Annotated in this window: 18 protein-coding genes; 4 read left to right on the forward strand and 14 right to left on the reverse strand. The window is 62.4% G+C overall.

The features are described from left to right. Positions 1-129: 129 nt before the first annotated feature. The 3 genes from cysI to LOL23_RS13850 form a co-directional block, all read right to left on the reverse strand. Positions 130-1875, reverse strand: coding sequence for an assimilatory sulfite reductase (NADPH) hemoprotein subunit (gene cysI / locus LOL23_RS13840; protein WP_160978980.1), 1746 nt, complete (start codon positions 1873-1875; stop codon positions 130-132). A 23-nt stretch (positions 1876-1898) separates the two neighbouring features. After that, on the reverse strand, positions 1899-3719 hold the full coding sequence (locus LOL23_RS13845; RefSeq protein WP_160978982.1) for an assimilatory sulfite reductase (NADPH) flavoprotein subunit: 1821 nt from the start codon (positions 3717-3719) through the stop codon (positions 1899-1901). A 91-nt stretch (positions 3720-3810) separates the two neighbouring features. Continuing rightward, positions 3811-4707, reverse strand: a complete 897-nt coding sequence (locus tag LOL23_RS13850) for a LysR family transcriptional regulator (protein WP_160978984.1) — start codon at positions 4705-4707, stop codon at positions 3811-3813. Between the two features lie 102 nt (positions 4708-4809). Between LOL23_RS13850 and LOL23_RS13855 the strand changes: the two genes are divergently transcribed. Then, entirely contained in the window at positions 4810-6153 is a 1344-nt protein-coding gene (locus LOL23_RS13855; protein ID WP_160979326.1) for a sulfatase-like hydrolase/transferase, read from the forward strand. A gap of 72 nt (positions 6154-6225) precedes the next feature. Here the strand turns inward: LOL23_RS13855 and tcuB are convergent, their stop codons facing one another. The 9 genes from tcuB to LOL23_RS13900 form a co-directional block, all read right to left on the reverse strand. Further along, a complete protein-coding gene (gene tcuB, locus LOL23_RS13860; protein ID WP_160978986.1) occupies positions 6226-7374 on the reverse strand; it encodes a tricarballylate utilization 4Fe-4S protein TcuB in 1149 nt (382 codons plus the stop codon). Continuing rightward, positions 7361-8785 carry an FAD-dependent tricarballylate dehydrogenase TcuA gene (tcuA, locus tag LOL23_RS13865; RefSeq protein WP_237173750.1) on the reverse strand — a complete coding sequence of 475 codons (1425 nt, stop codon included), beginning with the start codon at positions 8783-8785 and terminating at the stop codon, positions 7361-7363. Before tcuA ends, tcuB begins: the two co-directional genes overlap by 14 nt. Before the next feature lie 136 nt (positions 8786-8921). Continuing rightward, positions 8922-9848 (reverse strand): LysR family transcriptional regulator, encoded by a 927-nt coding sequence (locus LOL23_RS13870; RefSeq protein WP_160978990.1) that lies wholly within the window; start codon positions 9846-9848, stop codon positions 8922-8924. Positions 9849-9912: 64 nt separating this feature from the next. Continuing rightward, the gene (locus LOL23_RS13875) at positions 9913-11115 is read right to left on the reverse strand and encodes a cupin domain-containing protein (protein ID WP_160978992.1); all 1203 of its coding nucleotides are present in this window, start codon (positions 11113-11115) and stop codon (positions 9913-9915) included. A gap of 89 nt (positions 11116-11204) precedes the next feature. Continuing rightward, positions 11205-13826 carry a DNA mismatch repair protein MutS gene (gene mutS / locus LOL23_RS13880; protein ID WP_237173751.1) on the reverse strand — a complete coding sequence of 874 codons (2622 nt, stop codon included), beginning with the start codon at positions 13824-13826 and terminating at the stop codon, positions 11205-11207. A 215-nt stretch (positions 13827-14041) separates the two neighbouring features. Continuing rightward, entirely contained in the window at positions 14042-15442 is a 1401-nt protein-coding gene (locus tag LOL23_RS13885; RefSeq protein ID WP_160978994.1) for a heavy metal sensor histidine kinase, read from the reverse strand. Continuing rightward, entirely contained in the window at positions 15439-16110 is a 672-nt protein-coding gene (locus tag LOL23_RS13890; protein WP_160978996.1) for a heavy metal response regulator transcription factor, read from the reverse strand. Before LOL23_RS13890 ends, LOL23_RS13885 begins: the two co-directional genes overlap by 4 nt. 51 nt (positions 16111-16161) lie before the next feature. Beyond that, positions 16162-16470: a high-potential iron-sulfur protein gene (locus LOL23_RS13895; RefSeq protein ID WP_202411689.1), complete on the reverse strand. Its 309-nt coding sequence runs from the start codon at positions 16468-16470 to the stop codon at positions 16162-16164. A gap of 66 nt (positions 16471-16536) precedes the next feature. Continuing rightward, on the reverse strand, positions 16537-17544 hold the full coding sequence (locus LOL23_RS13900) for a YncE family protein (RefSeq protein WP_160978998.1): 1008 nt from the start codon (positions 17542-17544) through the stop codon (positions 16537-16539). Between the two features lie 268 nt (positions 17545-17812). Here LOL23_RS13900 and gorA point away from each other — a divergent pair, with 268 nt between their 5' ends. Continuing rightward, positions 17813-19162 carry a glutathione-disulfide reductase gene (gene gorA / locus LOL23_RS13905; RefSeq protein WP_160979000.1) on the forward strand — a complete coding sequence of 450 codons (1350 nt, stop codon included), beginning with the start codon at positions 17813-17815 and terminating at the stop codon, positions 19160-19162. A gap of 49 nt (positions 19163-19211) precedes the next feature. Here the strand turns inward: gorA and LOL23_RS13910 are convergent, their stop codons facing one another. Both LOL23_RS13910 and LOL23_RS13915 read right to left on the reverse strand, forming a co-directional pair. Beyond that, on the reverse strand, positions 19212-20891 hold the full coding sequence (locus LOL23_RS13910) for a polyphosphate:AMP phosphotransferase (RefSeq protein WP_237173752.1): 1680 nt from the start codon (positions 20889-20891) through the stop codon (positions 19212-19214). A gap of 28 nt (positions 20892-20919) precedes the next feature. Continuing rightward, positions 20920-21309, reverse strand: coding sequence for an RNA-binding S4 domain-containing protein (locus tag LOL23_RS13915; protein WP_237173753.1), 390 nt, complete (start codon positions 21307-21309; stop codon positions 20920-20922). 288 nt (positions 21310-21597) lie between these two features. Between LOL23_RS13915 and LOL23_RS13920 the strand changes: the two genes are divergently transcribed. Then, the gene (locus LOL23_RS13920; RefSeq protein WP_160979002.1) at positions 21598-22575 is read left to right on the forward strand and encodes a Bug family tripartite tricarboxylate transporter substrate binding protein; all 978 of its coding nucleotides are present in this window, start codon (positions 21598-21600) and stop codon (positions 22573-22575) included. 298 nt (positions 22576-22873) lie between these two features. After that, on the forward strand, positions 22874-24106 hold the full coding sequence (locus LOL23_RS13925) for a Zn-dependent hydrolase (protein ID WP_160979004.1): 1233 nt from the start codon (positions 22874-22876) through the stop codon (positions 24104-24106). Positions 24107-24199 lie beyond the last annotated feature (93 nt).

Consider the following 24199-nt stretch of genomic DNA (forward strand, 5'->3'; position numbering starts at 1 on the left):
ACTCTATAGCGATGAAGGCAGTGAGAAGCAGTGGAGGCGGCCGTGCGCGCTAGGTGCATCGGCTTATGGCGCCATGCCGGAAGCGCCATGCCCGAAGCGCCGCAGCCGAAGCACCCCTGCCGAAGATGCTTACGGCCGTACTGATGACGCGTTCAGCATAATGGGACGCAAATTCTGGCCGGGTTCCGGCAGCACGGCGGTGCGGACAAGGAAATCTCCGAATTTTTCATCGAGCTGACGTTCCCGCGCATAACGGCCGAACAACTCGTCCAGCGCCTGCAGTATCTCCGGTTCGGCGATATTTTCACGGTATACCACGTTGAGCCGCTCGCCGGTAAAGTCTGATCCCAGACGCAGGTCGTAACGCCCCAGCGCCCGGCCCACCAAGGCTATCTCGGCCAGATAGGGCCGCGCGCAGCCGTTGGGACAGCCAGAAATTCGCAGCAGTATGGGCGCGTCGAGCAGGCCGTGGCGATCCAGCAGGGCCTCCAGCCGGGGCAGCAATTCGGGGGCATAACGTTCGCTTTCAGCCATGGCCAGGCCACAGGTGGGCAGGGCTACACAGGCAATGCTGTGGCGGCGGATACCGCTCTGGTTTTTGTAGCCGTCCAGGCCATATTGGTCGACCAGTGCATCGATCTGCGCCCGGTCTGCCTCAGCGACATTCGCAATCACCAAGTTCTGGTTACAGGTCATGCGGAGCTCGCCGTCGAGTACCTTGGCGATCTCGCGTACGCCCGTCTGCAGGCGTTGCGCTCCCTGGTCCCAAAGGCGACCCGATTCGATGTATAGGCCCAGATGCCAGCGGCCGTCCTCGCCCCGCTCCCAGCCGTAGCGGTCGCCATTGCGAAGGAAGCGATAGGGGCGTGCCGGTGCCAGCGTGATGCCTGCGCGCTCCTGTACTTGCTTGGCGAACCATTCCAGGCCATTGTGATCGATGGTGTACTTCAGGCGCGCATGCTGGCGTTCGACGCGATTGCCGAAATCGCGCTGCGTGGTGATAACGGCTTCGGCGATAGCAATCAACTGCTCGGGTGTCGCAAAGCCGATCAGGCTGCCCAGCCGCGGGTAAGTGGTGGCGTCGCCATGCGTGGCGCCCATGCCGCCGCCCACGGCCACATTGAAGCCCTGCAATACACCGTTTTCAATGATGGCAATCAAGCCCAAGTCCTGGGCGAAGACGTCGACGTCATTGGTGGGCGGTATTGCCAGGCCGATCTTGAATTTGCGCGGCAGGTAGGTATCGCCGTAGATGGGCTCTTCTTCGGGCTCACCGGTGAGCTTTTCGCCGTTGAGCCAAATCTCGTGATAGGCGCGTGTACGGGGAATAAAGTAGTCCGACAGCTTGCAGGCCCATTCCCATGCCAGGGCATGCTGGCTGGACAAATGCGGGTTGACCGAGCAGACCACTTGGCGATTGACGTCGCCGCAGGCGGCGATGGTAGTGGCCATGGCGTCGTGAATGGCCTGCATTGTGGGCTTGAGCTTGTTTTTGATGATGCCGTGCCACTGAAAGGTCTGGCGTGTTGTGATGCGCAGGCCGCGCGTCGCGTAATCGCGAGCAATGTCGTCAAAGGCCAGCCATTGCGCGGGTGTGACGACGCCTCCCGGCAGGCGTGCACGCACCATGAAGGAATAGGCCGGCTCCAGCTTCTGGCGCCGCCGCTCGTCGCGGATGTCGCGGTCGTCCTGCTGGTAGCTGCCGTGGAACTTGAGCAGCTTGTTGTCGTCATCGCTGATGGCGCCAGTGAGCGGATCGTCCAATCCCTCTTGTATTGTGCCGCGCAGATGGCGGCTGCGGATCTTGATTTCTTCCAGGTGAGAGAGCGGGGCGTCTGGGGCCGGGGTGCCCGGCTCCTTGCTGAGGGTGTCCATGTTTATCCTGATCTGCTGCGGGTTCAATAAACGTCGCGGGCGTAGCGGCCCTGTGCGGCAAGGTTGTCCAGCCACGCGCGGGCGGCATCGTCATCCAGTGCGCCTTCCTGCCGGGCAATCCGCAGCAGCGCATCCTGCACATCACGCGCCATACGTGTCGCATCGCCGCACACATAAACATGCGCGCCGTTCTCGATCCATTCGTACAACTCGGCGGCATGCTCCAGCATGCGATCCTGAACGTACACCTTCCCGGCTTGATCACGAGAGAAAGCGACGTCCATCCGGTGGAGCTCACCATCGGCCAGGGCTCGCTGCCATTCGAGCTGGTAAAGAAAATCCGACGCAAAATGGGGGTTGCCGAAGAACAGCCAGTTGCGGCCTGCGGCGCCTGCGGCGGCGCGTTCCTGCACAAACGCACGGAAGGGCGCAACGCCAGTACCGGGCCCAATCATGATGACATCGCGGTTGCCGTCTTCGGGCAGGCGGAAGCGCGAATTCTCTTCCACAAACACGGGTACCTGGCTGCCTTCTTCCAAGGTGGACAGGAAGTGGGAGGCAACCCCCCAGCGCTGTTCACCGTCCTGTTCATACGCGACATGGGCCAGCGTCAGGTGCACCTCATCGTCCACCGCTGACTGGCTGGACGCAATGGAATACATGCGGGGCGCCAGGGGGCGCAGCGCCTGTACAAGCTCTTCAGCCGTCCATGCAGCAGGCCAGGCACGCAATACATCGATCAGCTGGCGCGATTCGAACAAGGCGCGCAGTTCCTGCGCCCCTTCCGGGCGCAGCAGGGCGTCCAGGCTGTCGCTGCCGGCGCGCGCTGCCAGCGCGACCAGGAAGGGCCGTGTGATCTGCGTGAGCTCGCGATGACCCTGCAACCATTCGCGCAGCGTGCGGCGCGCACCGTTGATCGCAACGTCTTCGGCGCCATCGAGGGCTAGCGTTTGCAGCACACGCTCCACCAGTTCGTCCGACTGCTTGGGCCATACGCCCAACGCATCGCCGGGCTGGTAACTGAGATGACTGCCCGCCAGTGAGATCTCGATATGGCGGATGTCTTTATCGCTGTCGCGGCCAGTAATGGGCTGGTTCAACAGTACTTCAGCCAGAAAGGGCTGCTCGCGCGTGACCGTCGGTGCCTTGGGCCGCAGCGGTGTAACCGTGCCGGCGCGGGCTTGCCGGGCCGCCCCGTTGCGGTCCAGTTCTTTGCGGGCATACGCCAGAACGTCTTCGCGCCAGGGCGCCGCAACGGTATCGATGTCCAGATCGGCCGCTCCCGCCTCGCGTATGCGTTGCGCACCCAGTGCCTCCAGGCGCGCGTCGATACGCTGCGAGATGCCGCAGAAATCGGGGTAGCTGGAATCGCCCAGCCCCAGCACCGCATATTTCAGTTGGGGCAGCTTGGGCGCGCGGCGACTGTTCAGGAACTCGACGAATGCCAAGGAATCGTCAGGCGGCTCGCCATCGCCCTGCGTGCTCATGACCACGTACAGGTAATGCTCGTCCTTGAGTTCGCGGGTGGCGTAGCGGTCGGCCCGTACCAGGCGCGCTGATAGGTTTTCTGCGTGCAGACGCTGCAACAGCGCTTCGGCCACGCGTTTAGCGTTGCCGGTTTGGCTGCCATACAGAATGGTGATTTGACGATCGCCGGCGGCCTCCGCCACCGGTGCAACGGGAGGCTGCGCGGCTGTGGATATGGCTGCCGCTGGCTGCGTGCGCGCCCGGGCGACGCCGGCAAAATAACCGGACAGCCAGGTCAGCGCGTCGGTATCCAGCCCTTGGGCGAGATCCGCAACGGCAAGTTGCGTGGATTCATTGAGTAGGGTTGGTGCAAGCATGGGCGTTCCCGGTTTTGAAGGCATTTCGTCATTCTAGGGAGCGCGTCAAATGCACGGAACAACGCGTTTTTTATTTCCATATAGCTCAGGCTTATGGCGGATGCGTGGCGCTCAATGCTTCATCCAATTCCTGCATAAGCGGTGTCCAGCGGCAGTTTTGCCGAGTCAGGACACAGATCTGGCGTTCGAGCTTGAAATCAATGGGCAGTACCGTGAAGTGTTCCCGCAGGGGGCCATCCACGATCGAGTCAGGTGCAAGGATCACGAGGTCGGTGGTGGCGATGGCATTGAGCGTGCCTGTGGACAGAAAGGGCAGTTCCAGTGCCGCCTTGGGGTCAGGCAGTCCGCGGGCAGCGAAGTACTGCGACAATTGATCGCGGATCCAGGCTGAGGGCAAAGGTAGAACCCAAGGGTAAGCGAGCAATTGTTCGGGTTTGAGCGTGCCGCAGCCAGCCAGAGCGTGCGTGCGTCGCACAATAATGACCAATTGGTCCCGCAGCAGGACACGACAGTTCAGACTGGCGGTGTACTGGCCATAAATGGGCACAACCGCAAGATCCAGATCTCCGTGAGTGAGACGCTCCAGCAAATCGTCTGACAGCCCCACGGTGAGCGTGGCTCTCATGGCGGGTCGGCGTGGCTGAAGCGACGCCAGGGCCGGTGCCACCAAAGTGTCCAGCGTGGCGCCGGTAGCGCCGATGCGCAACAGCCCTGCCTGCCCGGCTTGCAGGGCGCTGGTGTGCTGGATGGTTTCCTGGTAATGCGCATGCAGCCGCTGGGCGTGTTCCAGAAACGCCAGCCCCGCCGCGTTGAGCACAATGCGGCGCGTCGCGCGATCGAACAGCGTGAGGCCTGTTTCGGCTTCAAGGCGGCTGAGCGACCTGGACAGTGCCGGCTGTGTAACGCCATGCATTTCGGCCGCCCGCCCCATGTGCCCCACTGCGGCAAGCGTCAGGAAATACTCCAGATCTCGAAAAGTCAAATTCATGAATAAAAAATATCGATAAATCCGGATGTGTTATCGAAGCGTGCCGCAATGGCTTATACACTCGGTGCATCAGTAACTTACAGCGATATCGTTCTTTTGTATATGCGCCACGCGAGCCCCAACATCATTTTAATTATTGCAGGCAATCTGGGGTGGGGGGAGCTTGGCTGTTATGGGGGCGGCGTTTTGTGCGGTGCACCCACTCCCAATATCGACCGCCTCGCATCCCAAGGCCTGCGCTTGCTCAATTTCAATGTCGAGTACGACCGGGCGCCGACACGCGCCGCGTTGATGTCGGGGCGGCATCCTGTGCGTACCGGTTGCGTGCATGTGGTTCCCCAGGGCTTGCCGGTTGGTCTGAACAGAAACGAGATAACGCTGGCGCAACTGCTCGCCGGTCGCGGTTATGCAACAGCCCATTTTGGCCATTGGTATCTGGGCGATATTCCAGGCCGGCTGCCGATCGATCGCGGCTTCGACGAGTGGTACGGCATTGCGGGCCAGGCGGCCGAACAGGCGCATGCCCAAGCGAGCATCATGGCTGCGCCGCATATCCTGCGGGGCCGCAAGGGCAAGCCTTCACATAGCGTCAAGCCCTACACGCGGCATGCGCATCGCTGGCTCCAGGCATCGGTGGTTGAACGTTCCATCGATTTTATCCGCCGTGAGCAGGCACGCGGGCAGCCCTTTTTTTTATATGCGTCTCTGGCGCATTTGGGCATTTCCGCACTGCCGCATCCCGATTTCGAAGGCCGCAGCGGAGTCGGCGACGTTGCCGACTGCCGGATGGAGCTGGATCACCGTGTCGGCCAGATCGTGGACGCGGTCGATTCGCTCGGCATGGCGCAGGATACGGTGATCGTTTTCTGTAGCGACAGCGGGCCCGAATATCGCTTGCCGCATCGCGGCACAGCCGGGCCATGGTCGGGCTCATACAGAACGGCGCTGGAGGGTGGGCTTCGTGTGCCTTTCATCGCCCGCTGGCCAGGCCGCATCGCCCCCAGCCAATGCAGCAACGAGATCGTGCATGTCACAGACCTGTTTACGACCTTGGCATCAATGGGTGGGGTATTACCGCCGGGCGACCGGCCTATAGACGGGCGTGACCAGACAGCTTTTCTGACGGGGGCGGCGCAGCGTTCGGCCCGCGACGGCTTTCTGCATTATGCGGGCAACGCCTTGCGAGCGGTGAAATGGCGCGACTGGAAACTGCATTTCAATTGGAAGCCCAAGCCAGAGGCCGACGCGGCCGAACTTGCCTCACCTTATCTGTTCAACCTGCTGAGCGATCCCAAAGAAGAAAGCGATGTGTTGATGTTCAATACCTGGATCATGAGCCCAATGCTCAGGATGATCAGCGCATTCGGGGATACGGTCAGGCAGCATCCGCATACAGTGCCAGGCGCGCCGGATGTGGACAGCATTGCAGCGCTGCTGCAGCGGTGACCGAAGCCGGCGCCGCGTCCGCACTTGTACATCCCGGCACTGTTGCTGACGTGGCAGGTTTTCAGCGCATAGTCAGCGTGCCGCGCGCCGGTCTACCGCATTCTTGAGCAGCGCGGCGCTGCGAAAAATGCCATGTGCAAACTTGCCATAAGGCATGGTCAAGAACAGTGCCATCACACAGCCCAAGTGCACGGCCAGCAGCAACCCCATGGCAGATGTGTCTCGCCACGCCAGCAGTGCCAGGCCGGTCAGGCTGATCATAAAGAGCAAGGCGATGAAGCCCAGATCCATAGGCCGCTGCTTGACGTCGCCATGCAGCGGATGGCGGCCCAGATGGAGCCAGAACAGCCCGGCCGGCCCGATCAGCAGGCCGATGCCACCCCACAGTCCCAGTTGTACCGGCAGGCTTAACAGCGGGTAGGGCGCTTCGTCGTTCAGCACGTAGTGGTAGAGCGTTGCCACCGACGTGGCAGCGAAGCACAGCATGAAGCCGTAGAAGGTGAGGTGATGGAATATCCGGCGGCGCTGGGTGTAGCGGTCGTCTTCGTCGTTGCAGCCATCGCCGTGCCCGCCGTCCAGGTATTTGAGTGTCAGCGCGTTGCGCGTCGCTTCGACCGCCGCGCTGCGCGGGATCGCGGGGCCCGCGGGTGAAATATCCCGCCAAAAGCGCCGCACGCCCATGCCCAGGGCAAACACTGCAAACAGAAAGACTGCGCCAAACAGCGCCGCCAGCAGATTGTGCGGAAAAATGGCATAGAAGTTTCCTGCCAGCGGTTCGTGCAAGAGTGAGCCGGTCAATGCAACGGCCAGCGCCAGAAACAGCGCCAGGCCGGCAGCCAGCGCCAGCGCTACCGTCAGGCCTGCGCGCCGGTACAGCCCGCCGAGCGCGCGCGGCCAGGCGTATTCGGTGTAGGTTTGCGCGCGTGCGCGCGCCAGTGCCTGCGGTACGTTCAGCATGAACTCATGGGGCGGTGCATACTGGCAGGCATGCAGGCAGGCGCCACAGTTGTGGCAGGCATTGGCAAGGTGATGGATATCGGCCTTGCCGAACTTCAGCAGCCGGGTCATGGCCGGAAACACCGCACAGAAGCCTTCGCAATATCGGCAGGCGTTGCAAATCGTCATGACGCGGTCAACCTCGGCTTCCTCGGGGGTGAGTGCGGCCGCCTCGTGCGGCATGAAACGGATGGCCTGTTCGGTAAGGGTTTCAAGCTGCTGCATGATGCTGTCCTGCATGTGAAGTCGTGTGTTGCTGGCGGGCGGCCTGCGCGGCCTGGGTGCCCGCGATACGGCCGAAGGCGGTGCCGATGCTCATGCCCACCCCTGCTGTGTAGCCTTTGCCGAGCACATTGCCGGCCATGATTTCACCGGCAGCAAACAGATTGCCGCTGGGCTGTCCGCCGAAGTGCACAGCGGCCTGGTCGTTCACTTTCACACCCAGGTAGGTAAAGGTGATGCCGGGGCGCAGTGCAAAGGCATAGTAGGGGGGCGTATCCAGGGGGCGGGCCCAATGCGTCTTGGCGGGGGTCAGGCCTTCGGTGCGGCAGTCGTCCAGCGCCTGGTGATTGAAGGTGCCCACGCGGCAGGCGGTATTGAAGTCGTTGACGGTCTTCATGAAGGTGGCGACGTCCAGCCCCAGTTTTCCGGCCAGATCTTCCAGCGTATCAGCTTGTTCACCCGGAAAGACCGGCGGCATGAACAGCCCCCACGGCTTGGCGTCGATAATGGAGTAGCCGATCTGGTTCTTCTGTTGCGCCACGAGGCGGCCCCAGATTGCGTAGCGCTTGGGCCAGAAGTCTTCGCCTTCGTCGTAGAAGCGCTGCGCGTCGCTGTTGACAACCACGCCCAGCGAGAGGCAGTCCACACGCGTGCAGATGCCGCCGTCGTACAGGGGGGCGCGTGCGTCGATGGCCACGCAGTGCGACTGAGTGGGATCGCCGATGGCGTCTGCGCCCGCATCGATCAGGTACTTGAGCAGCACACCCATATTGAAGCGTGTGCCGCGGATGCGGAAGTTGTCCGCCGGCCATTCTTCGTTTTCGTTCTGGCCCCAGGCCTCGCGCAGCCACTCGCGATTGGATTCGAAGCCGCCGCTGGCCACCACACAGGCGCGCGCAGGGATGCGTTCGTCGCCGATGCGGGCCGCCACGAAATGGCCGTCGTCCAGTTCAAGTGCATCGACTGTTGCGTTGTAGCGGATCTGCACGCCCAGTTTCTCTGCGCTGAGGTAATAGGCGTTGACCAAGGCCTTGCCGCCGCCCATGAAGAAGGCATTGGTGCGGGCAACGTGCAGCGTCCCCGACAAGGAAGGCTGGAAGCGCACGCCATGCTTGCGCATCCAGTCTCGACAGGATGAGGATGCACGGATCACCAGCCGGGCCAGGTGTTCGTCGGTTTGGCCACCAGTGACCTTGAGCAAATCTTGCCAGAACTCTTCTTCAGGATAGGCATCGACCAGCACATCCTGCGGCGCATCGTGCATGCAGCGCAGGTTGCGGGTGTGCTGCGAGTTCCCGCCCCGCCATTCCTTGGGCGCGGATTCCAGCAGCATGACGCTGGCCCCCGCTTCGCGCGCCATCAGGGCCGCGCACAGGGCGGCATTGCCGCCGCCTATGACGAGTACGTCAATCATGGTTTCTCTTCATGTGCAAACTTAAAGCGCGGTGCGCACGGCACGGTTTGCCGCCATGCCGTGCGCACCGCATCGGGTTAGCCGCAGAATAGAGAAGTTGAGCGGGCCGCGCCAGCCCTGGGCCGCCAATAGGGCTTCAGGGTTCGTGAAGAGTGGCGCCCTGCCAGTTGCCCAGGCGAACCTGCGCCAGCGCGACGTCGCGCATGACGACGCGCGTGGCGAGTGCGGCGGGGGAAAGTTCTTCGTCCGACAGGCTGGCCAGCAGATTGCGGCGTATCAGGCCTTCGTCGATCAGTTCAGCCATTTGGAAGGCGTGGGCGCGTGGCCGCGCCATGGCGGCGCCGGGTTGTATGGTGGCCACGATGCCCGCACGCACTGCATCCATCAGCATGGCCAGCGAGTCGATTTCGAGGGCGATGTCCAGTTCGAGGCCCTGCTGGCGGCAGGCGGTGACCAGCGACGCGCGCAGACCATGCAGATTGGTTGGCATCGCCAGAGGCAGGTGTGCAATATCCGCAAGCGCTGCGTGGTCTTGCTCTGGAAAGCCAGGGAAGTTTTGAGCGGCAATGATGAATAGCCGCTCGTCCAGCAGTGGCTGTGTGGACCAACGGCGCCCGGTTTCCGCGTTGAACAAAATGGCTAGATCCAGTTGGCGGGCGTTCAGCATGGCTGCCAAATGGCCCGACAGTGCTTCCACCGCATGAAACCGCACCTCGGGGTAGCGTTCGCGCATGGCTTGTATCAGCGGCAGGCCCATGACGGATGCGGTGGTAGGAGCCAGGCCGATGCTGACATGGCCCGACAGCCGCGCCTGCTGTGCGGCGCGCGCGGCCTCGTCCACATGCCTGAGTGCCAACTGAGCCTGCCGGAAGAAGGCAATGCCCGCATCAGTGGGGATGACGCCGGTGGAGGTGCGCTGCAGCAGGCGGGTGGATAGTTCGGATTCCAACCGGCTGATCTGCTGGCTCAGTGCCGAGGTGACCACGCCCAGATCCTGCGCCGCCTTGCCCATGCTGCCCAGTTCGACGACGCGGATGAAGTAGCGAAGTTGGCGGATTTCCATGGCTGCGATACGTTATTGTGTAATGAAGGGCGTTATGCAGGGCTTGCGCAAGGCCTTTGCGGCATCAGCGTGTGGGGCTGGTTGCATTGCGAAAATGCAGCCAGCCGTCCTCCAGCCACTCATCCAGCATTTCGCGCTCAGCCACCGAGAGGCGGCGCGCCAGCGGGCTGGCGCATTCAAGCGTGCGCTGGTCCGCGAGGCGGCGCAGGGCGGCACTGGCGGCGACAGGCGCCACTTCACCATTGATGAAAAGCTGCTTGTCACGGTACATCATGCGTGTGCAGCGGTCCAGCGCCAGCGCGCCGTCCGCAGGCAGGCCGTCGGCCAGCGACATACTGCTGTCGCCGGGTTCGAACAGGGCATTGGGCGAGGGGTCGGTCAGCCAGACGCCCAGGAAGCGTGTCGCCAGGCGCTCGTCGAATCGAATCTTACTGGCGGCGTCCAGGGCTGCGCCAATCAGCCTGGCAGGCAGTTCGGCCGGCTGAGCGGTGGCCGGCTCACCTGCGTCTTTGTAGGCGGCTGAAAGCACCGGGCCGGGCAGCGCGGGGCTGGCGTACAGGCCGCCCGATTCGCCCAGGCTGGCCATAATGCGGTCGTTGGCCGCTTCCAGCATGCCACAGGCCAGCGCTGCCTGCGTGGCGGCGCGAAACCCGATCGAAATCGTCATGCACTCGTCCAGCGCCACACCGTCGTGGGCAACGTGCGGGGGCAGGTAAAGCATGTCGCCCGGCTCCAGCACGTACTCTTCTTCCGCCTCGAAGTGGCGCAGAATCTTGAGCGGAAGGCCAGGCTCCAGCGTCAGGTCGCGTTGACGGCTGATGCGCCAGCGGCGCCGGCCGTGCGCCTGCAGCAGGAAAACGTCATAGCTGTCGAAGTGCGGCCCCACACCGCCGCCAGGGCCGGCGATACTGACCATGGCGTCGTCCAGTCGCGCGTCCGAGATGAACCTGAATTGGTGCATCAGTTCGGCCGTGGCGTCATCGTGCAGGTCCACGCTTTGCGCCAGAGCGGTCCAGTCGGGCTTGCCCGCGGCGGGCAGGCGTGCGAGGGGGCCGTGCTTCATGTTCCAGCCTTTTTGATCCCGCCAGATCAGGCGCGACTCGACCTCTTCGCGTCGAACCAATTGGCGGATATCGGCCATGGAGAGCGAGGGCTTGAAACCCGGAATCGCCTGGCGGATCAGCAACGGCTGGCGCTGCCAGTAGCGGCGCATGAATGCCTCGGGTGCAAGCCCGCCAAGCAGATCCAGGGGCTGGTTGGTGTTCATGGTGGTGCTCCGGAACCCCGGCGCGTCAGCCGGGGATGAATAGGTTGGAGAAAGTATGGGCTAGCGCAAAGGCTATACCGTGCGTGCGCTCACTGAACGTGTTCGTTGCGTAGCCGATAAAGCACGTCCAGCGCCTCGCGAGGCGTGAGCTGGTCGGGGTCGATCGCAGCCAGTGCGGCTCGTAATGCGTCGTCCGCCTGTGGGATGTCTGCTGGCGTATCGCTGGCGTCGGGCGCCGCTGCGGCAGCGAACAGATCCAACTGCGGCGTGGGCGCGCCGCCGGCCTCCAGCCGGGCGAGTTCGCGCGCGGCGTGTCGGATCACGGCCTGCGGGATGCCGGCGCGCTGCGCGACCTGGATACCATAGCTGCGGCTGGCGGGGCCGGATCGCACCTCGTGCAGGAAAATAATGCCCGTGGGCGATTCGGCGGCGGCCAGGTGTACATTGGCGGCCCCGGGTGACTCGGATGGCAGGCGTGTAATCTCGAAGTAGTGCGTGGCGAACAGCGTCAGCGCCTGGTTGTGCGTGAGCAGGCGATGCGCGATGGCCCACGCCAGTGCCAGCCCGTCGTAGGTGGATGTGCCGCGCCCGATTTCGTCCATCAGCACCAGGCTCTGAGGCGTGCTGGCCGATAGAATCGCGGCGGCCTCGGTCATTTCCATCATGAAGGTGGAACGACCGCCCGCAAGGTCATCGGCCGCGCCGATGCGCGTGAAAATGCGGTCGATCTGGCCGATGCGTGCCGTGCGCGCCGGCACGAAACTGCCTATCCGCGCCAGCAGGGCGATCAGGGCGACTTGACGCATGTACGTCGATTTACCACCCATGTTGGGCCCTGTGATCAGCAGCATGCGCCGCTGTGGGCCAAGCTCGCAGTCGTTTGGGGTGAACTGCTCAATGGTGTGTTCCACCACGGGATGTCGGCCCGCCTCGATGATGATGTCGCCGCCCTCGGATAGCGCCGGTGCGACCCAGTCATTTTGCTGAGCGTGTTCGGCCAGCGAGGCCAGTGCATCGATGGCGGCCAGCGCCGCCGCGCAGTCTGACAGCGCATGCGCCTCGCCGGCAAGCTGCGCCAGCACTTGGTCGAACAGCCACTTCTCGCGGCTCAGGCTTCGGTCTTTGGCGGACAAGACCTTGTCTTCCCAGGCTTTCAGTTCTGGCGTGATGTAGCGTTCGGCATTCTTGAGCGTCTGGCGGCGTCGATATTCGGCAGGCACTTTGTCGGCCTGCGCGCGCGATACCTCGATATAGAAGCCGTGCACGCGGTTGTATTCCACCTTCAGCGTGGTAATGCCGGTGCGCTCACGCTCGCGGGCTTCGAGCTCCATCAGGAAGGCGCCGCTGTCGCTCGCCAGCCGGCGAAGCTCGTCCAGCTCTTGGTCGAAGCCTGCGGCAATCACGCCGCCTTCGCGCACCAGCAGCGCGGGCTCAGGGTCGATCGCGCGGTGCAGCAGATCGGCCAGCGCCGGGTTGAGTGCGACGCGCTGCGCATAGGCAAGGATGCCGGGCTCGAAGCCAAAGGATTCGGTTAGCCGCGCGGCCAGTTCGGGCAGCAGGCCCAGCGCTTCACGCAGGCTGGCCAGCTCGCGCGGGCGCACCGAGCCTAGCGAGATGCGCGTGGCAATGCGTTCGATATCGGGGTAGCGGTCCAGCAGCCGGCGCAGGGCGTCCAGCGGAGGCGCAGCGTCAAGGCTGTCGCTGCCCGGGGCGGAGAGCAGGGCGGCAATGGCCCGCTGGCGCTGCAGCGCGGGCGTATTGTCGCGCAAGGGGTGATGGAGCCAGCGCCGCAGCAGGCGGCTGCCCATCGGCGTCTGGCAATGATCGAGCGTTGAGAATAGCGTGGGCGATGCCTCCCCCGATATGGTTTCCGTCAGCTCAAGGTTCTTGCGGGTGACTGGATCAAGCACCACATATTCGCCCGGCTGGTCGACGCGTATCGTTTGTACATGCGCCAGCGATTGGGACTGCGTGCGCACCACATAGCGCAGCAGCGCCCCGGCCGCGCAAGCGGCCACCGGCAGGCCGTCCAGCCCGAAACTGGCCAGTGAGTCGAGTTGGAAATGCTCGCGCAGCACATGCAGGGCGCCATCAGCCTCGAAATGCCAGTCGGGGATGGCGCTCACCGCCATGCCGTCGTGCGCGGCAATGCGGCGGGATTCGGCGCACACCAGCTCAGCCGGGTCGATGCGGTGCAGCTCGGTGTCCAGCATCTCGGGTAAGCACTCGCTGACGCGGAAGTCGCCGTTCGCCAGGTTCATCCATGCCAGCCCCGCGCGTTCCGCCCGATTAGCGCGTGCCGTCCACAGCGCCGCAATGATGCGATCAGCCTTGGCAGGGAGCAGCGCGTCGTCAGTGAGTGTGCCCGGCGTCACGATGCGCACGATTTTGCGCTCTACCGGCCCCTTGGCTGCGGCCGGATCGCCAATCTGCTCGCAGATAGCCACCGATTCGCCCATGGCAACCAGCCGGGCCAGATAGCCTTCCATGGAATGAAACGGCACCCCCGCCATGGGTATTGGCGCGCCATTGGACGTGCCCCGCTTGGTCAGCGTGAGATTGAGCAAACGCGCCCCGCGCTCGGCATCCTCATAGAACATCTCATAGAAGTCGCCCATGCGGTAAAACAGCAGATGCGAACCCGCCTCGGCCTTCAGGGCAAGGTATTGCCGCATCATGGGGGTGTGCGAAGAAATGTCTATGCTGTTCATATAAATCATGCTCGCACGAGCATGGTGTAATCGTTATGGCCAATCTGATTGGCGATGAAAACCAGGTTGCCGCGAGCCGCCAGACTCCAGCACGGATAGGTGCGTCGCGCCTAGTTGCCCGGGAAGCAGGCCTTGGCTGCTGCGTCGGCTGCCATCAAGGTGCGTGTCGCTGTCGATTGTAATTGATCAGCATCCGTTGACTTGGCTGACACCATTCATTCATCCGGAAACTCAAGACGGAATTGAATCCGCCCGTCACCGCAAGCTTCAACCTGTGCACTGCCGCCATGGATGTCCATGATGGCGGCAACAATGGCCAGGCCCAGGCCATTGGATTCGGTAGGGAGGCTGCGTGAGGCGTCCCCGCGATAGAAGCGTCTGAACATGCGTTTGGCTTCCTCCTGCGTCACGGGGGGACAGTGGTTTTCGACAGTGACCGTGAGTCCCGTCGGGCCGGTGTGTGCCGCCAGATGTATTGGGGTGCCCGCGTCTCCGTAGCGGATCGCGTTGATGACCAGGTTGTTGACAGCACGCCGGTACATGACGGTGTTTGCGCAACCGGTACCCGTTGCCTCAACCGTGAAGGACATGCCGCGCTCGTCGGCCAGGTCTTCAAAGTACTCTGCAATTTTTTCCATTTCTTGTGAAAGCGCGATGGGCTGGCGTGTCACCGTGATTGCATTATGGTCGGCACGCGACAGGAAAAGGATGTTTTCCACAATGTGTGTGATGCGTGTCAATTCTTCAAGATTGGAGGCGAGCACCGCTTCGTAGTCAGTTGTGCTCCGTGGCTGCGCCAGCGCCACCTGGGTTTGCCCCATCAGGATATTAACGGGGGTGCGTATCTCGTGGGCGAGGTCGGACGAGAATTGGGACAGGTGTTCATAGCTTGATTGAATGCGGTCCAGCATGGCGTTGCATGTGCGGGCGAGCTGGCGGAGTTCAGAGGGCATGCCTTCTTCTGGCAAGCGCACGGCAAGGTTGGCTGATGACACCTGTCGGGCGCGTTTTCTCATCGCTTCCAGCGGGCCCAGGCCCCGCTTCAGGAGTAAAAAGCCCAGCACTGAGCTCAAAAGCGCGGCAAGCGCGATCGCGCCCATGACGCGTAGCCGATAGGCTGTGAGTATTTGCGACTCTTGCGTCATGACATACGCGGCCGTGATTTTGACCGTACCTGCCTCGCCCCCTACCTTGGCCAGGGCTGAAACCCAGCGCACACCGACGCCGTCGGCGCGGGTTCCGGCACGCAGCGCATCGATACCCACGTCCTGGTCTACCGGGACGGCCGTCAAGGCAGGGACGGCCATGCGCCCCGGATTCACATCGATGAACGGTTTTTCTCCCACACGCTGGAAGATGCGCACATCCTGCTCGTTACCCAGCATACTTTCGAAAAGGTCGGGGCGCTCTTCCATCTGCCGGATGTTGTAGAGATCCTGGAGCAGGGTGCGAAAACGCTCCACGCGGCCGACGAGTGTGTAGTCCGCACGGTTCTCGAGTGCCCGTTTTGCCGCGGTGTACAGATAAAGCCCCAGGCTCGAAACGACCAGACAGGAGATGATGGCGAAAAGCAGGGCTGTACGCGCCGTGAGTGATGGCGGCAATGGATGCTTCACGGCTGCTCCGCAAGCATGTAGCCGATACTGCGCACTGTGTGAATCAACTTTTGATCGAAAGGGGCATCGACCTTTGCGCGCAGGCGCTTGATCGCGACATCGACCACATTGGTGTCGCTGTCAAAATTCATGTCCCAGACTTGAGAAGCGATGACAGAGCGCGGCAGCGCTTCCCCCTGCCGACGCAGTAGAAGGTGCAAAAGCATGAATTCCTTATTCGTCAGTACGACGGTGACGCCGCCTCGCGTGACTTTGCGTCGAATGGGGTCCAGCACCAGATCTGCCAGCCGTAGCGTCGTGGGCTCATGCGTGACGCCGCGCCGCAGCAGGGTCTGCACCCGTAAAACCAGCTCGGTAAAGGAAAATGGTTTGACCAGATAGTCATCGGCACCGAGCCGCAGGCCGCGGATGCGGTCCTCGACCTGGTCTCGCGCGGTGAGGAATATGACCGGCACGTCCGAAGACCGCCGTATCTCCGCCATGACCTGCCAGCCATCTCTTCCAGGCAGCATCACGTCCAGGATCAGCAGCTCATAGTGTTGCTCCCGGGCGAGATGCAGGCCGTCGATGCCGTTACGCGCCAGATCCACGTGGTGACCTGCCTCGGACAGGCCTTTCTGAAGATAGTTTCCCGTTTTTATATCGTCTTCAATGACGAGAATGGCCATTTATAAGCCTCTGTCGCAAAAGGCTTATTTTATCAATCACGGGCTTGATCCCTAGCCGGCGGCATAGGCGAGGCACCATCCCTTGGGGCTAATCTCGCCCTCCACGACAAGACAGGTGCCGGGCGCGTCGGGTGTGGATCCCTGCGTGAAGTTGGCGCAGTTGGCGCAGAAGGATGAGCCGTCAGGGTGATCCTGATACTTCACTGCGGCTTTGCTGGCTTTGCCCGAAGACGCTGCTGCGGATGAGCGGGAGGCGCCCAGCAGCCCTGCGAGCGGGAGCGCCGCCATGGTGCCAGCGGTCAGGGCGAGTTTGCGCAAGGCCTGGCGTCGAGGGATGACGCGTGAGTGAGCACTTTTCATGAAGTGTTTCCTGTGTGCCGGCAGCAAGGTGACGCTGCGACGCTTCACCTTGGCGATCCGGGATGGTTAATCATTTCCCACAACGGAGATCCAGAAGGGCACGTCGCCCTTGGTGGGGACTTGCTTGACGACGTCCAGTGTGTTGGCGTCGATGACGGCGACCTCGTTGGTTCCGGTGATGGATGCGTATATCCATCGTCCATCGGCGCTGGCTCGCACGCCGTGCGGCCCCTGGCCGACATCGACACGTTTGATGACTTTCATGGTTGTTGGATCGATGACATCAACGAGGTGGTCCGCGATCGCGCCGGTGACCACATACTTGTTGCCAGGTGTGACGTCGATGCCACCGTGGCCACGGCCGACCGGTATGACCGCTTTCACGTGTTGCGATGCAATGTCCACGGCAGCCACTTTACCGACGAAGTCGCGTACCCAGAGCGTCTTTTCATCTGACGAGAGATCAAGGTTGTGCGGGCCCTTGATGCCGGGTACGGGGATCTCGTTCACCTTCTTCAGTGAGGACATGTCCACCACCGCTACGCCAGTGCCTCCTTGCAGCGTGACATAAGCAGTTTGGCTGTCGCGTGTGAACCGAACATTGTGGGGTGTTTTACCAACTGTGATCGTCTTGACCAGCTTTCTGGTTTTCAAGTCAATGACCGACACGGTATCTTCCCCGGCCGCCACAGCCATACCCCAGCGTTGATCGGGGCTGATTGCGACGCCCTGAGGCACTTTGCCGATCTTGTAGGTTGCAAGCGTCTTGCCGGTCTGTGTGTCCACCAGATAAGACTCGGGCTGCTCCTTGCTGCTTACCATCAGCAGTTTGCCGTCGGCTGAAACAGCATCGTAATGCGCTTTAGGCAGACCATCCAGATTCCTGGAGGCGGCCATTTCTTCGACGGCATCGGCTTTGGTGAGGGTGGTATAGACGGGCTGCGGGAAAAGGTCGGCGGGTGTTGCAGCTTGCACGCACGACATGCCAGCAGAGAGCGCAAAGGCAAGGGCGAGGCGATACGCCGATTGGTGGTGGAAAACGGATATGGCTTGATGGTGCGTGTTCAATGTCATCGTGGCTCCTGAGAATGATTGAGCGCGACGCGTTCAACTGGATCAGTCGTGAGTCGTGCCTGGTATCCTAGGGTTCGGGTTCTGTCGGCAGCATGGCATTCCCATGACAAAATTGTCATGAAAGTGTGGCCATCGCAGCCAGTTGCCTGTTTCCCAGGTGGTAGGTAGCAACATCCTCGCGCCGCAAAGGTAGAGGCATAGGCTCGCGCTGCGGGGATCGAGCCTGTGCGGTAAAGTGCTAGCTGATCTCGCATTAAGGTAAACCTCGATGAAACATTACGATTACATCGCCATCGGCGGCGGCAGCGGCGGCATTGCCTCGGTAAATCGCGCGGCCATGTACGGCAAGCGTTGCGCGTTGATTGAAGCGGGGGAGATCGGCGGCACCTGTGTCAACGTGGGCTGTGTGCCTAAGAAGGTGATGTGGCATGCCGCGCAGGTGGCCGAAGCTATCCGCCACTACGGCCCCGACTACGGTTTCGACACAACGGTGAATCGCTTCGACTGGGCCACACTGGTGCGGAACCGCAGCGCCTATATCGACCGCATCCACACCTCGTATGAAACAGGGCTGGACAAAAACAAGGTGGACGTGATCCGCGGCTTTGCTCGCTTTGTGGATGCACACACCCTTGACGTGGACGGCCAGCGGATGACGGCCGACCATATTCTCGTCGCCACGGGCGGCCGTCCTGTACGCCCTGATATCCCCGGCGCGGAGCACGGGTTGGATTCCGACGGCTTTTTCGCGCTGCAGGAAATGCCCCGGCGCGTGGCCGTGGTGGGCGCAGGTTATATCGCTGTCGAACTGGCCGGCGTATTGAGTGCGCTGGGCGCGCAAACGCATCTGTTCGTGCGCAAACACGCGCCGCTGCGCAACTTCGACCCGCTGGTGCGCGACACGTTGGTGGAGATCATGCAGGCCGAGGGGCTTACGCTGCACACCCAGGCGACGCCCAAGGCCGTCACCAAGAACACGGATGGCAGCCTGACGCTGCAGTTCGAGGACGGCGAGCGCCATACTACGGACAGTATCATCTGGGCGATCGGCCGCGCACCGCATACCGCCGACCTGAACCTCGCGGCGGCCGGCGTCGTGACGAATGATCGCGGCTATATAACGGTGGATAAATACCAGAACACCGGCGTGTCCGGCATCTACGCCGTGGGTGATGTCACTGGTCAGGCTGAGCTCACGCCTGTGGCCGTGGCCGCCGGGCGGCGGCTATCGGAGCGCCTGTTCAACAACAAGCCCGATGAGCACCTCGACTACGGCAACATCCCTACCGTGGTGTTCAGCCATCCGCCCATCGGCACCGTGGGCCTTACCGAACCCGAGGCGCGCGAACAACACGGCGATGCCGCGGTCAAGGTTTATCAGTCGTCGTTCACCGCCATGTATACGGCCGTGACGCAGCACCGCCAGCCAGCGCGCATGAAGCTCGTCTGTGTGGGGCCCGAGGAAAAAATCGTTGGCATCCATGGCATCGGCTACGGCATGGATGAAATCCTGCAGGGCTTTGCCGTTGCGCTGAAAATGGGGGCCACCAAGCGCGACTTCGACAACACTGTGGCCATCCACCCCACGGCAGCAGAAGAGTTCGTAACGATGCGATAGGCGGTGCTCCTGGCGCGGTTTTGCCTGGCGACCAGCGCGTATGCCGGTTTCAGCGCAAGCCCTGGAGCGCCTCCGCAATCACCGCCAGCACCTGCAGGCGCGCCGCCTTCTTGTCGTCGGACTGGATCACATGCCAGGGCGCATGCTCGGTGCAGGTGCGCACGAGCATGTCGCGGCGGGCGTTCTGGTAGGCGTTCCATTTGGCGCGGTTGCGCCAGTCGTCGGGGGTGATCTTGAACGACTTGAAGGGGGATTTTTCGCGCTCGTGGAAACGCTGAAGCTGTACGTCTTTGGAAACGTCGAGCCAAAACTTGAGCACCAGGGCGCCGCTTTCGGCTAGCTGAAGCTCGAAGTCGTTTATTTCATCGTAGGCGCGATCGATCGCGTGCGCGGTGGCGAGTTTTTCGACGCGTTCGACCAGGACTCGGCCGTACCAGGAACGATCGAAGATGGCGGCCTTGCCCACGGCGGGCAGATGGCGCCAGAAGCGCCACAGATAGGGGCGGGCCCGTTCTTCATCCGTGGGTGCTGAAATGGGATGCACGTCGTAATCGCGTACGTCCAGCGCCGCCGTGACGCGCCGGATGGTGCCGCCTTTTCCGGCGGCGTCCTGGCCTTCGAAGACCAGAACCATAGAATGATGCGCGAATGCCTTGCGGCGTGTGGCGCGGGCGATGCTGGCCTGCAGCGCGGCGAGCCGCTTGTCGTAGTCATTATTCTTGCCGTTAGTGCCCCTTTCTCCGTTGCCATCCTCGCTGGTGCTGGCCTTGGTGGTTGTGTTGTCGTTCTTGCCGGCATCGCGGCTTTCGTTCTTGCCGCTTCCCTTGCCGCCGCGCCTTGCCCCATTATGCGCTTTCGCCTTGATGGTTGCTTTGGCCTTGTGGGTGGCCGCCGCTCGGCCAACTACCGCGCGGGCGCCCACCGCTTTCTCTTCATTGCCGATGCCGGTGTCGTTCATGCCTTCATCGGGGGACACCGGCAGCAGCAGGGCGGGTAATGGCGCATCCGCGTGCACATTGCTGGCCAGCCCCTGCTCCATGGCGGCAAGAATCGCCTTGGCAGTGCAGTGCGTGCGCATATTGGGGTCGGCACTCGGGATGATGATCCAGGGGGCGTGCTGACGGTGTGTTTGCGTAATCACCAGTTCACCCGCATTGCGCAGCCGCTTGAATAGTTTGTGCACACGCAGGTCCGCCTTGCTGACGCGCCAGGCGGTTTCCGGATCGCGGAGCATGTTTTCCGCGCGTGTTTGCTGCGCATCACGCGACAGGTGGAACCACAGCTTGAGTACCTGCACCTGTTCGGCCGCAAGCATGGCCTCAAAGCGGTTGACCAGCCGGGCATATGCAGCGATGGACCCCGAGTCTGGATTTTTGCCTGCGGCTTCTTTCAGCAACGCGTAATACCATGAGCCGAAGACCACGCCAGTCTGCCCGTGGCCCGGCAGGTCGCGCCAATAGCGCCAGAGGCTGGGCCGCATAGCGTCTTGCGCCGTGGGGCCATCGTAGGCAAGTGTATGGACATGGCGCGGATCCAGCCAGGTGTTGAGCAGGTTAATGGTGGAACCTTTGCCTGCGCCGTCTATGCCCGCGAGTACCACCAGCAGCGTCTGCCGTCCTTCCTTCAGGCGCCGGTATTGTTGCTGCAGCAGGGCAATCCGCAGTTCGGTTTCCTGGGGCGCTGCCACATCATCCGCAAGCGTCGGGTCGGTTTCCGCGTACTGGAACATGGATGTGCCTCTATATTGTTTTCAGGCTTCAGTATTCGCCTCGGCGCACGCGGTCGATATCGCGACGATCGCGTTTAGTGGGCCGGCCGCTGGCAAGCGCCTGCGCTGGCTCCGGCGCAAGCCGGCGGTTTTCCGCCGCCTTCTCGCGCAAGGCGATGCTTTCGGGGGTTTCGCGATAGAGCTGCTGCGCGACAGGCGCCGGGCCGCGCACCTGGCTGAGCGCGGCCACCTGAACGGTAGTCGTGACATCGCCGCGCCGCACGCTGACGATATCGCCGGGCCGGATTTCGCGGGCAGGCTTGGCAAGCTGCTGGTTGACCTGCACCCGTCCCTTGCCGATTTCGTGGGCGCCCAGGCTGCGCGTTTTGTAGAAACGGGCAGCCCAGAGCCATTTATCGAGGCGCATCTGCTCTGGCATGGTCTGTATGGCTTCCGTAAAGCATTGAAGCGGCTGTGCGCGCCATGGCGGCGTGTTTGTGGGCGCACACACCATCACGCGCGTCATGGTCGCGGGTATGCAAAGCATCATAGCACCGGCCCGCGCGTGGCGACCGTGCGTTCATTTTTATTGAACACCTATGGAGTGATGGCTCATGGCGCGGGGGCCGCGTGTGCACTTATAGTCGCCCCCTGAGCGCCGGGTGGGCGATTCGCGCCTGCTCGCGATCCGTTTCAGTGCGACCTGTATGGGTTGAGGAGCTATTCAATGAGAACGATAAACCACATCGGCGGCGCATTGCTCGCCGCCTGTGTCATGCTGTCCGCCGGGTCGGCCGCCGCGCAGTCTTTTCCCGCCGACAAACCCATCAGCGTAGTGGTCGGCTTCGTGGCGGGCGGTGCAGCCGATTCTGCCACGCGGCTCATCGCCAGCAAGCTGGCCGAGAACACCGGCCTGAACATTGCTGTGCTTAACAAGCCCGGTGCAGGCGGCAACATTGCTCACCAGTACGTTGCAGGCCAACCAGCGGACGGCACCACCTTGCTGCTGGGCTCTGTGGGGCCGCTCACCATCTCCCCGCACCTGATGAACCTGCCCTATGATCCATTCAGGGATTTGGCGCCGGTATCGGGCGGCGTGCATTTTCCTAATGTGTTGGTGGTTCATAAAGCCGCCGGCGTCAAGACATTCAAAGAATTCATTGAGCTGGCGAAAGGCAGCCCGGAGAAAGCGGATTTCGCCTCCTCTGGTTTTGGCTCTGCGTCCCATATGGCCGGCGAATTGCTCAACCTTTATGCAAAGGTGAATATGGTGCACGTACCCTACAAGGGTGGTGCCCAGGCTATGCAGGACCTGATCGGCGAGCGCGTTACTTCATATTTTTCCGCCCCGCCCACTGCCATGCCTTATGTGGACTCCGGCAAGCTGGTTCCGTTGGCCACGACCGGGCTGAAGCGCCCGTCGTACCTTCCGGATGTCCCGACGGTTGCGGAATCGGGCTATCCGGGTTTCGAGGCCCTGAACTGGTACTCCTTCATGGCGCCCGGTAAAACGCCGGAGCCTATTCTCGACCGGTGGAATGCTGAGATCGTCAAGGTGTTGAACGACGCTCAGGTCAAGCAGTCGCTGGACAAGCTGGGCCTGACCCCGCACCCCACCACCCGCAAGGAATTCGCCGAGTTCATGCACGCCGAATATGGCAAATGGGGCAAGATCATCAAAGAGCGCAAAATCACCAAGGAATAAGCCTCGCAGGCCCGGCATTCCGCATGACGTACACGCCCCGCACGCTGGATGGCAAGCCAGCCTGCAGGGCGTTTTGCCGTACGGCGCCAGCGGTGGCTGCGGGCCTGCCATGCAAGCCTAACGGATGCGAACGGCAGCGGTACTGCTGGTCGCCGCGCCGCAGCGTGGACTCATGGACAGGCATGTTTTGGCACTAGAGCCCAGTGCCTCCGGGGATTAGCATGCGTGCAACAGGGTGAATAGCATGCATGGCGTGAACAATCATAACTGGCGCGCCATACGGACCAGGGGGAGGGTGATGGTGGAGACATTGCAGATCAATGGTGAGCGCCTATGGCGCAGTCTGATGGACTTGGCCGAAATCGGCGCCACACCTGTTGGTGGTGTGAATAGGCAGGCGTTGACAGCAGAAGACGCGCGCGGCCGCCGGTTGTTCTCCGATTGGTGTCGCACGGCAGGCTGCACCATGCACACCGATGCCATCGGCAATCTGGTCGCCCGTTTGCCGGGGCGGCAGCCCGGATTGCCGGCCATCATGATAGGCAGCCACCTGGATACCCAGCCTACAGGCGGCAAGTTCGACGGTGCCTACGGCGTGATGGCGGGGCTTGAAGTGTTGCGCACCCTGGCCGATGCCGGCGTGCGCCCGCTGCGCACCATTGAGTTGGCCGCGTGGACGAATGAAGAGGGTACTCGTTTTACGCCATCCATGATGGGGTCGGCTGTTTATGCGGGCTTGATGCCGCTGGCGGCGGCCCTGGCAACACAGGATGCTGATGGTGTCAGCGTTGCACAGGCGCTTGCCGGCCTGGATGATGGTTTGTCCGCGCAATGCCTGCCGCGCCCAGCCGCTTATTTCGAGGCCCATATCGAACAGGGGCCAGTGCTTGAGGCGGCGGATTGTGTCATTGGCATTGTCACTGCCGCGCAAGGGCAGTGCTGGTACAGGCTGACCTTTACCGGCAAAGCCGCGCACGCCGGCAGTACGCCGATGGGCATGCGTGCGGATGCCCTTGCCGCGGCTGCTCTGGCTATCACGGCCTTGAACCGCATCGGGCGTGATCACCCTCCGGGCGTTGCCACGGCGGGTCGTATGGTTGTGCACCCCAACAGTCCCAATGTCATTCCTGATTCGGTGGTTATGACGGCCGAGATGCGCCATCCCGATGACCGAGTCAGGGCTGCGATGGAGGAAGCCTTCCTCGCGGCAGTCCGAGAGGCGGCGCGGGTGCACGGTGTGCAGGTGGATGTAGGCAAGGTGCTGGATCAGCCCGCGGCGCCTTTCGACGCCGGATGCGTTAATGCTGTAGCCGAGGCCGCGCGGGCCGCTGGCTATGCCAGTATGGAGATTGTCAGCGGTGCTGCCCACGATGCGGTTGCCATGTCCCGCATCGTCCCGGCCGGCATGATTTTCGTGCCATGCGCCGGCGGCGTCAGCCACAACGAGCTGGAAAGCGCCGAACCGGCCGATCTGGCGGCAGGCTGCCAGGTGTTGCTGGACTGTGTGCGTGTCTACGCGGAGAAACCCTAAAATCCAGCTTGATGGGGCTACCACCGAACCCTAGGCATTTACCCTGACCGTTGTCCTCGCTCTCCCTCTTGCGGGCAAAACTGGCCTCATCGA

This window comes from Paracandidimonas lactea (genome assembly GCF_021653995.1).
In the GTDB taxonomy this organism is placed as follows: Bacteria; Pseudomonadota; Gammaproteobacteria; order Burkholderiales; family Burkholderiaceae_B; genus Allopusillimonas; species Allopusillimonas lactea.

Coding starts and splice junctions, on each gene's coding strand:
- tcuB (WP_160978986.1), bottom strand. CDS start 7,374: ATGCAGCAGCTTGAAACCCTTACCGAACAGGCCATCCGTTTCATGCCG.
- tcuA (WP_237173750.1), bottom strand. CDS start 8,785: ATGATTGACGTACTCGTCATAGGCGGCGGCAATGCCGCCCTGTGCGCG.
- LOL23_RS13875 (WP_160978992.1), bottom strand. CDS start 11,115: ATGAACACCAACCAGCCCCTGGATCTGCTTGGCGGGCTTGCACCCGAG.
- LOL23_RS13895 (WP_202411689.1), bottom strand. CDS start 16,470: ATGAAAAGTGCTCACTCACGCGTCATCCCTCGACGCCAGGCCTTGCGC.
- mutS (WP_237173751.1), bottom strand. CDS start 13,826: ATGAACAGCATAGACATTTCTTCGCACACCCCCATGATGCGGCAATAC.
- LOL23_RS13890 (WP_160978996.1), bottom strand. CDS start 16,110: ATGGCCATTCTCGTCATTGAAGACGATATAAAAACGGGAAACTATCTT.
- LOL23_RS13870 (WP_160978990.1), bottom strand. CDS start 9,848: ATGGAAATCCGCCAACTTCGCTACTTCATCCGCGTCGTCGAACTGGGC.
- LOL23_RS13855 (WP_160979326.1), top strand. CDS start 4,810: ATGCGCCACGCGAGCCCCAACATCATTTTAATTATTGCAGGCAATCTG.
- LOL23_RS13925 (WP_160979004.1), top strand. CDS start 22,874: ATGGTGGAGACATTGCAGATCAATGGTGAGCGCCTATGGCGCAGTCTG.
- LOL23_RS13850 (WP_160978984.1), bottom strand. CDS start 4,707: ATGAATTTGACTTTTCGAGATCTGGAGTATTTCCTGACGCTTGCCGCA.
- LOL23_RS13845 (WP_160978982.1), bottom strand. CDS start 3,719: ATGCTTGCACCAACCCTACTCAATGAATCCACGCAACTTGCCGTTGCG.
- cysI (WP_160978980.1), bottom strand. CDS start 1,875: ATGGACACCCTCAGCAAGGAGCCGGGCACCCCGGCCCCAGACGCCCCG.
- LOL23_RS13915 (WP_237173753.1), bottom strand. CDS start 21,309: ATGCCAGAGCAGATGCGCCTCGATAAATGGCTCTGGGCTGCCCGTTTC.
- gorA (WP_160979000.1), top strand. CDS start 17,813: ATGAAACATTACGATTACATCGCCATCGGCGGCGGCAGCGGCGGCATT.
- LOL23_RS13910 (WP_237173752.1), bottom strand. CDS start 20,891: ATGTTCCAGTACGCGGAAACCGACCCGACGCTTGCGGATGATGTGGCA.
- LOL23_RS13900 (WP_160978998.1), bottom strand. CDS start 17,544: ATGACATTGAACACGCACCATCAAGCCATATCCGTTTTCCACCACCAA.
- LOL23_RS13920 (WP_160979002.1), top strand. CDS start 21,598: ATGAGAACGATAAACCACATCGGCGGCGCATTGCTCGCCGCCTGTGTC.